Below are 12,798 nucleotides of genomic sequence, written 5' to 3' on the forward strand. Positions count from 1 at the left end.
CAACATCACACTCAGTACAGGGTTGATCCTGTGCAATTTCCACACGAAGGAGTTGGAACATGCAATTACGCAAAGTGGCATTATCTCTTTTGCTGTTGAGCGCAGCAGCGGGAGCGGCCCAGGCGGAAGATCTCAGCGGTACCCTGAAAAAAATTAATGACAGTGGCGTCATTGTTATCGGGCATCGCGAATCGTCAGTTCCCTTTTCATATTACGACAACCAACAGAAAGTCGTTGGCTATTCACAGGCTTATTCAAATGCGATTGCTGATGCCATTAAAGCGAAGCTGAATAAACCTGATCTGCAGATCAAAATGATCCCGATTACTTCACAGAACCGTATTCCGCTGCTGCAAAACGGCACCTATGACTACGAATGTGGCTCAACGACCAACAACCTTGAGCGCCAGAAACAGGCGGCCTTTTCCGACACCATTTTTGTTATCGGTACCCGCTTGCTGGTTAAAAAAGGCAGCCCAATTAAGGATTTTGACGATCTGAAAGGCAAGACTGTCGTGGTGACCTCAGGTACGACGTCAGAAGTGCTGCTGCATAAACTGAACGACGAGAAAAAGATGGATATGCGCATCATCAGCGCCAAAGACCATGGTGATTCGTTCCGTACGCTGGAAACCGGTCGTGCCGTGGCCTTTATGATGGATGACGCCCTGCTGGCTGGCGAACGCGCTAAAGCGAAAAAACCGGATGACTGGGTCATTATCGGTACGCCACAGTCTAAAGAAGCTTATGGCTGTATGCTGCGCAAAGACGATCCGCAGTTCAAAAAGCTGGTTGATGACACCATTGCAAAAGCCCAGACCTCCGGCCAGGCAGAAAAATGGTTCGACACCTGGTTTAAACAGCCTATTCCTCCTAAAAACCTGAACATGAACTTTGAATTGTCTGATGACATGAAAGCCCTGTTCAAAACGCCGAATGATAAAGCGCTGAATTAACAACGATAACAAGGGCGGCGCTGTCGCCCTCTCGATTGCTGAAACCGCGGCGTGGACAGACCGCCTGATCGGGTCGTTCCCCTGACTCAGGCGCATTAAGCCGTTCATCAATCTTCAGGGTAGCTCTGCTACCCTTTTTTACCGGAGTTCGTTATGGGTATCGATTGGAACTGGGGCATTTTTCTCGAACAGGCCCCGTTCGGAAATACCACCTATCTCGGCTGGTTGTGGTCCGGTTTTCAGGTGACAATTGCTGTCTCCTGCTGTGCCTGGATTATCGCTTTCTGCGTAGGTTCATTCTTTGGCATTCTGCGTACCGTACCTAATCGGCTGCTGGCAACGATTGGCACCTGCTATGTGGAATTGTTTCGTAACATCCCCCTGATCGTGCAGTTCTTCTTCTGGTATCTGGTGGCGCCAGAGCTGGTTGGTCAGAAGCTTGGCATGTGGTTTAAGTCGGAGTTGGATCCCAACCTGCAGTTCTTTATCTCGTCGGTGATCTGTCTGGGCCTGTTTACCGCCGCACGCGTCTGCGAGCAGGTGCGCGCGGCGATTCAGTCTTTGCCGCGGGGACAAAAGAATGCCGGGCTGGCAATGGGCCTGACGCTGCCGCAAACCTATCGCTATGTGTTGCTTCCTAATGCTTACCGCGTGATTGTGCCGCCAATGACGTCAGAAATGCTTAACCTGGTTAAAAACTCGGCGATCGCGTCGACGATCGGCCTGGTGGACATGGCTGCGCAGGCGGGCAAGCTGCTGGACTATTCCGCACACGCCTATGAATCGTTTACGGCCATTACGCTGGCCTACATTGCCATCAACCTGGTGATTATGTTTTTGATGAGCCTGGTTGAGCGCAAAGTGCGTCTGCCCGGCAATATGGGAGGCAAGTGATGTACGCGTTTGACTGGAGTTCCATTCCTCCCAGCCTGCCTTACCTGCTTAATGGTCTGGTCATTACCTTTAAAATCACGCTTACGGCGGTGGTCTTCGGCATCCTGTGGGGCACGCTGCTGGCGGTGATGCGTTTGTCGACCTTCAGGCCCATCAGCTGGTTTGCCAAACTGTACGTTAACCTGTTCCGTTCGGTACCGCTGGTTATGGTCCTGCTGTGGTTTTATCTGGTGGTGCCGAGTTTCCTGCAGCAGGTGCTGGGTATTTCCCCTAAAACCGACATTCGTTTGATTTCGGCAATGGTCGCCTTTTCGCTGTTCGAAGCGGCGTATTATTCGGAAATCATTCGCGCCGGCATCATCAGTATTGCGCGTGGGCAATCCAGCGCGGCGCTGGCGCTGGGCATGACGCAGTGGCAGTCCATGCGCCTGGTGATTCTGCCTCAGGCGTTTCGTGCCATGGTTCCGCTGTTACTGACCCAGGGCATCGTCCTGTTCCAGGATACCTCGTTAGTGTATGTGCTGAGCCTGGCGGACTTCTTCCGCACCGCCTCCACCATCGGTGAGCGTGACGGTACCCAGGTTGAGATGGTGTTGTTTGCCGGTCTGGTCTACTTCGTGATCAGCCTGAGCGCGTCACTGTTGGTCAGCTATCTAAAAAGAAAAAGGACGGTTTAAATGATTAGCCTGAAAAACGTTTCTAAGTGGTATGGTCAATTTCAGGTGCTGACCGACTGCTCTACCGAAGTCAAGACCGGTGAAGTGGTTGTGGTATGCGGGCCGTCAGGCTCGGGCAAATCGACCCTGATCAAAACCGTGAATGGCCTGGAACCTGTGCAACAGGGCAGCATTACGGTAAACGGTACTGAAGTGAACAATAAAAAAACCAATCTGGCCAAACTGCGCAGTAAGGTCGGCATGGTGTTTCAGCACTTCGAACTGTTCCCTCACCTGAGCATTATTGATAACCTGGTGCTGGCGCAGGTCAAAGTCTTAAAGCGCGACAAAACCGCCGCCCGCGAGAAAGGCCTCAAATTGCTGACTCGCGTGGGCCTGTCAGCGCATGCAGATAAATTTCCCGGCCAGCTCTCGGGCGGTCAGCAGCAGCGTGTCGCGATTGCGCGGGCACTCTGTATGGATCCGATTGCCATGCTGTTTGATGAGCCGACCTCCGCACTCGATCCCGAAATGATCAATGAAGTGCTGGACGTTATGGTCGAACTGGCCCAGGAAGGCATGACCATGATGGTCGTGACACATGAAATGGGCTTCGCCCGTAAGGTGGCCAATCGGGTGATCTTTATGGACGAAGGAAAAATTATCGAAGACACCCATAAAGATGACTTCTTTAATAATCCACAGTCTGAGCGGGCAAAGGATTTCCTGGCAAAAATTCTGCACTAAACGTCAGGCGGGCACAAAGCCCGCCTGCTTCTTCTACGGCTCAAAAGGCTGACGATAAAACTGATCGTGATTGCATTCGGGGCAACGTGACAGCGTTTCCGGCGTATAAATGGCGCGAGTGAAGTGGCATTTTTCGCAGACCAGATTGCCCAGGCCCACCACCTCACCACTTTGGTACACACCGTGATGTTGCAAATCCTGAAAAACCTCACGCCACTCTAACTGACTTTTATCCGTAATATCTGCCAGCTCCTTCCAGATGCTTTCCCGAATCACGCGCATAAAAACGGAGTCGGCGACCGGCTCTTCCGCCTCTGCATAGTTACGGCCAAACTCTGCCAGATCGCGACGCACCGACGTCAGCGCCCGATCGATTTCGTCCGGCGTCAGATCGGAGTGCGCTTGTAAATGACGGCGCCGATCGTCTACTAATGTATCCAGATCGCGATCGCCGTGGCGAAGACGTTCGGTTAATACCGCCAGTGAGGCGTGATATTCCTGGGCCACTTTATTCATTTTATTCTCCTTTTTGCGCTCAGTACCTGTACTAAGTTTAGCTACTTTGTCACATTTGCCCGGCTCGCTGGGTAAGGAAGCGTAAAAGAGTGAAAGCAGGGATGCGTTGACGATAAATCGCCCCCGTAAAAGTGGGAAGTGTTGTTGATGTGCGGCCTTATGGGTATGCTATGCGGATCGTAAAGTCAGCAAAGTGTCATCTATTAAGGACCACAGGCAGCCATGCAAGAGCAATACCGCCCGGAAGAGATTGAATCCCGCGTTCAGCAGCAGTGGGATGAAAACGAAACGTTTAAAGTGACTGAGCAGGAAGGCAAAGAGAAGTACTACTGCCTGTCTATGCTGCCCTATCCTTCTGGCCGCCTGCACATGGGCCACGTTCGTAACTACACCATCGGCGACGTCATTGCGCGTTATCAGCGCATGCTCGGCAAAAACGTGCTGCAGCCAATTGGCTGGGACGCCTTCGGTCTGCCTGCGGAAGGCGCGGCGGTCAAAAACAATACCGCGCCGGCGCCCTGGACTTATGACAACATCGCGTACATGAAAAACCAGCTTAAGCTGCTGGGATTTGGCTATGACTGGAGCCGCGAGCTGGCGACCTGTCAACCGGAGTATTACCGCTGGGAACAGTGGTTCTTCACCAAACTGTATGAAAAAGGCCTGGTGTACAAAAAAACCTCGGCGGTGAACTGGTGCCCGAACGATCAGACCGTACTGGCTAACGAGCAGGTTATCGATGGCTGCTGCTGGCGCTGTGACACCAAAGTCGAGCGCAAAGAGATCCCACAGTGGTTCATTAAAATCACTGATTACGCCGAAGAGCTGTTAAACGATCTGGATACGCTGGAAGAGTGGCCTGAGCAGGTCAAAACCATGCAGCGTAACTGGATCGGCCGTTCTGAAGGGGTGGAAATCACCTTTGACGTGGCAGACAGCAGCGAAAAAGTGACAGTTTATACCACGCGTCCGGACACCTTCTACGGCGCGACCTATGTCGCTGTCGCCGCCGGTCATCCGCTGGCGGCACAGGCGGCGGCCAGCAACCCTGCTCTGGCTGATTTTATCGCAGAATGCCGCAATACCAAGGTAGCCGAAGCCGATATGGCCACCATGGAAAAGAAAGGCATGGCGACAGGCCTGTCTGTCGTGCATCCGTTAACGGGTGAACGTCTTCCTGTGTGGGTCGCGAACTTCGTCCTGATGGAATACGGTACGGGTGCGGTCATGGCCGTGCCGGCGCATGACCAGCGCGACTGGGAATTTGCGACCAAATACGATCTGCCGATCAAACCGGTTATCCTCAATCTGGACGGCAGCGAGCCTGACGTCAGCGCCGCCGCGATGACCGACAAAGGTACGCTGTTTAACTCTGCCGAGTGCAGCGGCCTGGATCACAGTGCCGGTTTTAACGCCATTGCAGATGCGCTGGCGGCAAAAGGCGTTGGCGAGCGTAAAGTCAACTATCGCCTGCGCGACTGGGGCGTTTCTCGTCAGCGTTACTGGGGCGCGCCGATTCCGATGGTAACCCTGGAAGATGGCACCGTCATGCCGACACCAGAAGACCAGTTACCGGTGATTCTGCCGGAAGACGTGGTCATGGACGGCATTACCAGTCCGATTAAAGCCGATCCGGACTGGGCAAAAACCACCGTGAACGGTCAGCCTGCGCTGCGCGAAACCGATACCTTTGATACCTTTATGGAATCGTCTTGGTACTACGCGCGTTATACCTGTGCAGACTACAAGGACGGTATGCTGGACCCGGCTGCAGCAAACTACTGGCTGCCGGTAGATCAGTATGTCGGCGGTATCGAACACGCCATCATGCACCTGATGTATTTCCGCTTCTTCCATAAACTGCTGCGTGATGCAGGCCTGGTGAATTCGAATGAGCCAGCCAAACGTCTGCTGTGCCAGGGCATGGTGTTAGCGGATGCGTTCTATTATCTGGGCGTTAACGGCGAACGTAACTGGGTTTCGCCGGTTGACGTGACCGTCGAGCGCGATGAGAAAGGCCGCATTGTTAAAGCCGTAGATACTCAGGGCCGCGAGGTGATTTACGCGGGCATGAGCAAAATGTCCAAGTCGAAAAACAACGGCATCGATCCCCAACTGATGGTTGAGCGCTATGGTGCCGATACCGTCCGTCTGTTCATGATGTTTGCCTCGCCTGCGGATATGACGCTGGAGTGGCAGGAATCCGGTGTGGAAGGGGCAAACCGCTTCCTGAAACGTGTCTGGAAACTGGTCTACGATCATTCACAGAAAGGTGCAACGGTTGCCCTGGACGTCGCCAGCCTGAATGACGATCAGAAAGCGTTGCGCCGCGACCTGCACAAAACCATTGCCAAAGTGTCGGATGATATTGGTCGTCGCCAGACCTTTAACACCGCGATTGCGGCGGTCATGGAGCTGATGAACAAGCTGGCGCGTGCGCCGCAGGACAGCGAGCAGGATCGTGCGTTGATGCAGGAGGCCTTACTGGCCGTGACGCGTTTGCTGTATCCGTTCACCCCGCATGCCAGCTACGTGCTGTGGCAGACGCTGGGCGGCGAAGGCACTATCGACAATGCGGAATGGCCAGTGGCGGATGACGCCGCAATGGTCGAAGATTCTCTGCTGGTCGTGGTGCAGGTCAACGGTAAAGTGCGGGGTAAAATTACTGTGGCAGCCGAGGCTACACAGGAGCAGGTTCAGGCGCGCGCTGCTGAGGAGCCCCTGGTGGCGAAATACCTTGATGGTGTGAGCATTCGTAAAGTCATTTATGTACCGGGCAAACTGCTTAACCTGGTTGTGGGTTAAGTTCAGGAGGAACTGTGCGACATCCGATTATCAGGTTGTTTGTCATGCTGGCGGCGGTGATCACCGCTGGCTGTGGTTTTCACCCGCGCGGCACCACTCAGGTGCCGACGGAACTGCGAACGCTGGTCTTAGAAACGGGCGATCCTTACGGGCCGCTGACGCGCGTGGTGCGTCAGCAGTTGCGAATCAACAACGTTAACATCGTTGAAGCGACGCAGAAAAACAGCATGGTCGTACCGACCCTGCGTCTGGGCGGGGAATCTCAGGGCCGAAGCACCGCATCCGTCTTCATCAGCGGCACAACCGCTGAATATCAGATGGCGATGGTGGTTACGGCTCAGGTCTTGATTCCCAACAAAGGGATCTACCCTATCAGCACGACCGTTTATCGCTCGTTCTTTGATAACCCGAACGCGGCCCTGGCGAAAGATGCGGAACAGGACATGATCACCCAGGAGATGCGTCAACGTGCAGCCGAACAACTGGTTCGTAAGCTGTTGGCGGTACATGCGGCCCAGATGGACAGCCCGCAGACATCCTCTTCGTCAACGGTGGCAAAACCGGTTCACTCTGCTGCGGGAACGGCCTCTTCCGCGGCACCCCTGACGCAATGATCAGGATTTATCCGGAACAACTCAGCGCGCAGCTCCGTGAGGGGCTGCGCGCCTGTTATTTATTAACCGGCAATGAACCTCTGTTGTTGCAGGAAAGTGCGGATGCCATTCGCGCCAGCGCCGTGGCGCAGGGCTTTGAAGAACATGTGAGTTTTACCCTGGATGCACAAACAGACTGGGACAGCCTGTTTGTCAGTTGCCAGTCAATGAGCCTGTTTACTCAGCGACAGACGCTTACATTGCAGTTTCCTGAAAATGGTCCCAATGCCGCCATCGCCGAACATCTGATCACGCTCGCCTCGCTGCTTCATGAGGATATTTTGCTGATTTGCCGGATGGCGAAACTCAGCAAAGCGCAGGAAAACAGCGCCTGGTTTAAAGCGCTGTCAGCCCATGCGGTGCTGGTCCCCTGCCAGACGCCGGAGCAGGCGCAACTGCCGCGCTGGGTCACCAGCCGGGCCAAAGCGATGAGGCTCGCGATCGACGATGCGGCGGTCCAGCTACTCTGTTACTGCTACGAAGGTAACCTGCTGGCGCTGGCGCAGGCACTTGAACGTCTGTCTCTTCAGTGGCCCGATGGCAAGCTCACGCTACCGCGCGTTGAAGCCGCAGTCAGTGATGCCGCGCACTTTACGCCTTATCACTGGGTCGACGCGCTACTGGCAGGCAAGAGCCGTCGCGCACTGCATATCCTGCAACAGCTGGAAAGTGAAGACAGCGAAGTGACGATATTGCTGCGGACGCTGCAGCGCGATCTGATGACTCTGCTGCACCTGCAACGTCATCAGACACAGCAACCTCTGCGTACACTGATGGATCAACAGCGCATCTGGCAAAATCGCCGTCCTCTCTTTACTGAGGCGTTGCAGCGCCTTGATGCAGCGCGCTTACAACAGGCAATCCATCTGTTGACGCAAATCGAAATTACGCTGAAACAGGATTATGGACAATCGGTCTGGCCACAGTTGCAAACGCTGTCGATGCTGATTGCCAACCGTGCTTTTCCCGCGAGTTTTGCCCATGTCTGATTTACACGCCCTGTTTGGCGGCACCTTCGACCCGATCCATTTCGGCCATTTACGCCCGGCAGAAGCGCTGGCGCAGCAAACTGGCCTGGCCCGGGTTACCCTGTTGCCCAACAATGTGCCGCCGCACCGGCCGCAGCCGGAAGCCAGTCCGCAACAGCGCCTGGCGATGCTGCGGTGCGCTATTCGCGAGCGGCCGCTTTTTGATATCGATACGCGCGAACTGCAACGGGACACGCCCTCATGGACTGTCGATACGTTAGAAGCCATACGGGCTGAACGTGGCGATCAGCCGTTAGGGTTTATTATCGGTCAGGACTCATTACTGACGCTTGCAAAATGGCATCGCTGGCAGGATTTACTGAGCCTGTGTCATCTGCTGGTGTGCCAGCGACCAGGCTATCCGACTGAAATGGCGACGCCGGACATGCAGGACTGGCTGGACAGACACGTGATCCACGATCCTCAGGAACTGCAGCAGCGTCCGGCCGGCGGCATCTGGCTGGCAGAAACCCCGCGCTATGCCATTTCAGCTACCGAAATTCGCAAGCGTCGTCATCAGCATCTCGCCTGTGACGATTTACTGCCCGCCTCGGTAATCGACTATATCGACCGCGCCGGCTTATATCGCGACTGATATGGGCGTGATATACTACGCCGCTAAATTTTTCGGCTGTATCCCGGGCGTCAGCCAGCCCGCTCTCACCAGTTTTTAAAGGGGAACCTTTTGCAAGGTAAAGCACTCCAAGAGTTCGTTGTTGATAAGATTGATGATTTGAAAGGTCAGAACATCGTCACCCTCGACGTTCAGGGTAAATCAAGCATTACTGATTTCATGATCATCTGCACCGGCACCTCGACGCGCCACGTTACCTCAATCGCTGAACACGTTGAGCAGGAATCCCGCGCCGCCGGCCTGATGCCGCTGGGCGTTGAAGGCAAGACGGCCGCTGACTGGGTTGTGGTCGACCTCGGTGAAGTCATCGTGCATGTGATGCAGGAAGAGAGCCGTCAGTTATATGAACTGGAAAAGCTCTGGGGTTAAGCGGTGAAATTGCAGCTTGTTGCCGTCGGCACCAAAATGCCTGACTGGGTGCAGACCGGTTTTATGGAATACCTGCGTCGTTTTCCCAAAGACATGCCGTTTGAACTGACGGAAGTTCCGGCGGGCAAACGGGGTAAAAATGCCGACATCAAACGCATCCTGGAAAAGGAAGGTGAAGCGATGCTGGCCGCCACAGGTAAAGGCAACCGGATTGTCACGCTGGATATTCCCGGACAGCCCTGGGAAACCCCACAGTTGGCCCAACAGCTGGAACGCTGGAAACAGGATGGCCGCGATGTCAGCCTGCTGATTGGCGGCCCGGAAGGGTTAGCGCCAGCCTGCAAAGCGGCGGCGGAACAGAGCTGGTCGCTTTCGGCCTTAACGTTGCCTCATCCGCTGGTGCGCGTGCTGGTTGCCGAAAGCCTCTATCGCGCATGGAGCATTACGACAAATCATCCTTATCATCGTGAATAACCGATAAGCTCACTCCAGACATTACAAGTAGCGGATGAAATTACAAAGCAACGCCTTTCGCGATTACAGCGCCGAACAAAAAGTCTTTGTCCGCAGGGCTTTTATTGCTTTTGTCGGCGTCTTACTGCTCTCCTCCGTGCTGGTGGTTAATCTCTATCACCTGCAGATTTTACGTTTCGACGATTACAGTACCCGCTCCAACGAAAACCGAATCAAACTGGTGCCGGTCGCGCCCAGCCGCGGCATCATCTATGACCGCACGGGTACGCCGCTGGCCCTGAACCGGACCATTTATCAGGCGGAACTGGTGCCGGAAAAGGTCGATGACCTGAAACAAACCCTGCAAAATTTGCGTCCGGTCCTCGAACTCACCGATGAGGATATCGAGGCGTTTGAAAAAGAGCGTAAACGTTCGCGCCGCTTCACGTCGATTCCGGTTAAAACCGGGTTGAATGAGGTGCAGGTGGCGCGCTTTGCGGTGAATCAGTATCGCTTTCCTGGCGTAGAAGTGAAAGGCTACCAGCGCCGCTATTATCCCTATGGCCAGACACTGACTCATGTTGTGGGCTATGTGTCGAAAATTAACGACCGCGACGTGGCCCGTCTGGATAAAGAGGGAAAATGGCCCAACTATGCGGCAACGCATGATATCGGCAAACTCGGTATCGAAGCCTATTACGAAGACCTGCTGCATGGCAAAACCGGCTATGAAGAGGTCGAAGTTAACAACCGTGGCCGGGTCATACGGCAGTTGCACGAGCAGTCGCCCCAGGCCGGTCGTGATATTTATCTGACTATCGATCTCAAACTGCAGCAGTATATCGAGACGCTGCTGGCCGGTAGTCGTGCAGCGGTCGTGGTCAGCGATCCGCGCACCGGTGAGATTCTGGCGATGGTGTCGACTCCCAGCTACGATCCCAACCTGTTCGTTGACGGCATTTCCAGCAAAGACTATCGCGGCTTGCTGAACGATGAAAATCGCCCACTCTATAACCGTGCGATTCAGGCCGCTTATCCGCCTGCTTCTACCGTTAAACCCTATGTTGCCGTCTCCGCCCTGAGTGCGGGGGTGATTAACCGCAATACCAGCCTGTTCGATCCTGGCTGGTGGCAACTCCCCGGCTCCGAGAAACGCTACCGTGACTGGAAAAAATGGGGACATGGTCGCCTGAATGTCACCAAATCGCTGGAAGAGTCCGCTGATACCTTCTTTTATCAGGTTGCCTATGACATGGGCATCGATCGCCTGTCGGAGTGGATGACGAAATTTGGCTATGGCATGCGCACCGGCGTTGACCTGCCTCAGGAAAGCGCTGGCAACATGCCGACGCGTGACTGGAAAATGCGTCGCTTTAAAAAGCCCTGGTATCAAGGCGATACCATTCCAGTCGGCATCGGTCAGGGTTACTGGACAGCGACACCGTTGCAGATGAACAAAGCGATGATGATTCTTATCAACGACGGCATCATCAAAGTGCCGCATTTGCTGCGCGCGACCCGTGAAGGCCGTACGCTGGTGCCTTATCGTCAGCCGCCTTCCCAGCCGATTGGCGATATCCACTCTGGCTACTGGGAAATTGCCAAAGACGGCATGTACGGCGTCGCCAACCGACCAAACGGCACGGCCCACAAAAGCTTTGCCGATGCGCCTTACAAAATTGCCGCGAAGTCCGGTACCGCACAGGTCTTCGGTCTGAAAGAGAACGAAACGTATAATGCGCATAAAATCGCTGAACGCTTACGTGACCATAAGCTGATGACCGCTTTCGCGCCTTACGATAAACCACGCGTTGCCGTCACCATGATTCTGGAAAACGGCGGGGCCGGTCCGGCAGTGGGCACGGTCATGCGCCAGATTCTGGATCACATTATGTTAGGCGATAACAATACTGTCCTGCCGGATGCTGCGCCTACACCACCTGGCTATGAAGGTGAATAATCATGTCGATGAATGACAGCCCGCAGAAGCGGACGATCTGGATGCGCATGCACATTGATCCGCTGTTTATGCTGATCATCCTTGCGCTACTGACCTACAGCGCCATTGTTATCTGGAGTGCCAGCGGCCAGGATCCCGGCATGATGGAACGTAAACTGGGCCAGATCGCCATGGGATTAGTGGTGATGCTGGTGCTGGCGCAGGTCCCGCCGCGAGTGTATGAAGGCTGGGCACCTTATCTGTATATTATCTGCGTCATTCTGCTGATCGCGGTGGATGCTTTTGGGCAAATCAGTAAAGGCGCACAGCGCTGGCTGGATTTGGGGTTTGTCCGCTTTCAGCCTTCCGAGATCGCCAAAATTGCGGTGCCGTTAATGGTGGCGCGTTTTATTAACCGCGATGTCTGTCCACCTACCCTGAAGAATACCGCAATTGCGCTGGTGCTGATTTTTCTTCCCACACTGCTGGTGGCCGCACAGCCTGACCTCGGCACCTCGATTCTCATCGCCGCGTCCGGGCTGTTTGTGTTGTTTCTGTCGGGCATGAGCTGGAAACTGATTGGCATTGCCGTCCTGCTGGTCGCAGCCTTTATTCCTATCCTGTGGTTCTTCCTGATGCATGATTATCAGCGAGACCGCGTGATGATGCTGCTTGATCCGGAAAGCGACCCATTGGGCGCGGGCTATCACATCATTCAGTCAAAAATCGCCATTGGCTCCGGCGGCTTGCGCGGTAAAGGCTGGCTGCACGGTACTCAGTCACAGCTGGAATTCTTGCCGGAACGTCATACGGACTTTATTTTTGCCGTGCTGGCCGAAGAGCTGGGTCTGGTCGGCGTGTTGTTACTGCTGGTGCTCTACCTGCTGTTAATCATGCGCGGCCTGATCGTCGCCGCACGGGCACAGACCACCTTTGGGCGCGTCATGGCGGGCGGATTAATGTTGATTTTATTCGTCTATGTTTTCGTTAACATTGGCATGGTTAGTGGTATCTTACCGGTGGTTGGCGTTCCGCTGCCGCTGGTCAGCTATGGCGGCTCGGCGCTTATTGTGCTTATGGCGGGATTTGGCATCGTAATGTCGATCCACACACACCGAAAAATGTTATCTAAAAGTGTTTAAGAGGTC

Annotated in this window: 13 protein-coding genes; 12 read left to right on the plus strand and 1 reads right to left on the minus strand. The window is 54.5% G+C overall.

Annotated features, from left to right (window positions below):
* Positions 1-59: 59 nt before the first annotated feature.
* From C7433_RS06035 to C7433_RS06050, 4 genes are all read left to right on the plus strand, one after another.
* Positions 60-956, plus strand: a complete 897-nt coding sequence (locus C7433_RS06035; protein ID WP_033739290.1) for an amino acid ABC transporter substrate-binding protein — start codon at positions 60-62, stop codon at positions 954-956.
* A 153-nt stretch (positions 957-1,109) separates the two neighbouring features.
* Entirely contained in the window at positions 1,110-1,850 is a 741-nt protein-coding gene (locus tag C7433_RS06040) for an amino acid ABC transporter permease (protein WP_006118418.1), read from the plus strand.
* Entirely contained in the window at positions 1,850-2,527 is a 678-nt protein-coding gene (gltK, locus tag C7433_RS06045; RefSeq protein ID WP_006118417.1) for a glutamate/aspartate ABC transporter permease GltK, read from the plus strand. The genes C7433_RS06040 and gltK overlap by 1 nt, the downstream gene beginning before the upstream one ends.
* The gene (locus tag C7433_RS06050) at positions 2,528-3,253 is read left to right on the plus strand and encodes an amino acid ABC transporter ATP-binding protein (RefSeq protein ID WP_039342886.1); all 726 of its coding nucleotides are present in this window, start codon (positions 2,528-2,530) and stop codon (positions 3,251-3,253) included.
* A gap of 33 nt (positions 3,254-3,286) precedes the next feature.
* On the opposite strand, the gene C7433_RS06055 is transcribed toward C7433_RS06050, so the two are convergent.
* A complete protein-coding gene (locus tag C7433_RS06055) occupies positions 3,287-3,769 on the minus strand; it encodes a zinc ribbon-containing protein (protein ID WP_006118415.1) in 483 nt (160 codons plus the stop codon).
* Positions 3,770-3,991: 222 nt separating this feature from the next.
* On the opposite strand from C7433_RS06055, the gene leuS reads away from it, so the two are divergent.
* The 8 genes from leuS (at position 3,992) to mrdB (ending at position 12,792) form a co-directional block, all read left to right on the plus strand.
* Positions 3,992-6,574: a leucine--tRNA ligase gene (gene leuS / locus C7433_RS06060; protein WP_039342889.1), complete on the plus strand. Its 2,583-nt coding sequence runs from the start codon at positions 3,992-3,994 to the stop codon at positions 6,572-6,574.
* Between the two features lie 14 nt (positions 6,575-6,588).
* On the plus strand, positions 6,589-7,188 hold the full coding sequence (gene lptE / locus C7433_RS06065) for an LPS assembly lipoprotein LptE (RefSeq protein ID WP_006118413.1): 600 nt from the start codon (positions 6,589-6,591) through the stop codon (positions 7,186-7,188).
* Positions 7,185-8,216, plus strand: a complete 1,032-nt coding sequence (gene holA / locus C7433_RS06070; protein WP_039342893.1) for a DNA polymerase III subunit delta — start codon at positions 7,185-7,187, stop codon at positions 8,214-8,216. Before lptE ends, holA begins: the two co-directional genes overlap by 4 nt.
* Positions 8,209-8,850: a nicotinate-nucleotide adenylyltransferase gene (gene nadD, locus C7433_RS06075; RefSeq protein ID WP_110267781.1), complete on the plus strand. Its 642-nt coding sequence runs from the start codon at positions 8,209-8,211 to the stop codon at positions 8,848-8,850. Before holA ends, nadD begins: the two co-directional genes overlap by 8 nt.
* 90 nt (positions 8,851-8,940) lie before the next feature.
* A complete protein-coding gene (gene rsfS / locus C7433_RS06080; RefSeq protein ID WP_006118410.1) occupies positions 8,941-9,258 on the plus strand; it encodes a ribosome silencing factor in 318 nt (105 codons plus the stop codon).
* A 3-nt stretch (positions 9,259-9,261) separates the two neighbouring features.
* Positions 9,262-9,732 (plus strand): 23S rRNA (pseudouridine(1915)-N(3))-methyltransferase RlmH, encoded by a 471-nt coding sequence (gene rlmH / locus C7433_RS06085; RefSeq protein WP_006118409.1) that lies wholly within the window; start codon positions 9,262-9,264, stop codon positions 9,730-9,732.
* Between the two features lie 34 nt (positions 9,733-9,766).
* The gene (mrdA, locus tag C7433_RS06090) at positions 9,767-11,671 is read left to right on the plus strand and encodes a peptidoglycan DD-transpeptidase MrdA (protein ID WP_033737455.1); all 1,905 of its coding nucleotides are present in this window, start codon (positions 9,767-9,769) and stop codon (positions 11,669-11,671) included.
* 8 nt (positions 11,672-11,679) lie between these two features.
* Entirely contained in the window at positions 11,680-12,792 is a 1,113-nt protein-coding gene (gene mrdB, locus C7433_RS06095) for a peptidoglycan glycosyltransferase MrdB (protein WP_006118407.1), read from the plus strand.
* Positions 12,793-12,798 lie beyond the last annotated feature (6 nt).

The organism is Pantoea sp. PNA 03-3 (assembly GCF_003201175.1).
GTDB classification, from domain to species: Bacteria; Pseudomonadota; Gammaproteobacteria; order Enterobacterales; family Enterobacteriaceae; genus Pantoea; species Pantoea stewartii.

What these genes read in the sequence shown, in the direction of transcription:
- mrdA (WP_033737455.1), top strand. Translation starts at nt 9,767, where the DNA reads ATGAAATTACAAAGCAACGCCTTTCGCGATTACAGCGCCGAACAAAAA.
- C7433_RS06040 (WP_006118418.1), top strand. Translation starts at nt 1,110, where the DNA reads ATGGGTATCGATTGGAACTGGGGCATTTTTCTCGAACAGGCCCCGTTC.
- C7433_RS06055 (WP_006118415.1), bottom strand. Translation starts at nt 3,769, where the DNA reads ATGAATAAAGTGGCCCAGGAATATCACGCCTCACTGGCGGTATTAACC.
- leuS (WP_039342889.1), top strand. Translation starts at nt 3,992, where the DNA reads ATGCAAGAGCAATACCGCCCGGAAGAGATTGAATCCCGCGTTCAGCAG.
- mrdB (WP_006118407.1), top strand. Translation starts at nt 11,680, where the DNA reads ATGAATGACAGCCCGCAGAAGCGGACGATCTGGATGCGCATGCACATT.
- gltK (WP_006118417.1), top strand. Translation starts at nt 1,850, where the DNA reads ATGTACGCGTTTGACTGGAGTTCCATTCCTCCCAGCCTGCCTTACCTG.
- holA (WP_039342893.1), top strand. Translation starts at nt 7,185, where the DNA reads ATGATCAGGATTTATCCGGAACAACTCAGCGCGCAGCTCCGTGAGGGG.
- C7433_RS06050 (WP_039342886.1), top strand. Translation starts at nt 2,528, where the DNA reads ATGATTAGCCTGAAAAACGTTTCTAAGTGGTATGGTCAATTTCAGGTG.
- C7433_RS06035 (WP_033739290.1), top strand. Translation starts at nt 60, where the DNA reads ATGCAATTACGCAAAGTGGCATTATCTCTTTTGCTGTTGAGCGCAGCA.
- nadD (WP_110267781.1), top strand. Translation starts at nt 8,209, where the DNA reads ATGTCTGATTTACACGCCCTGTTTGGCGGCACCTTCGACCCGATCCAT.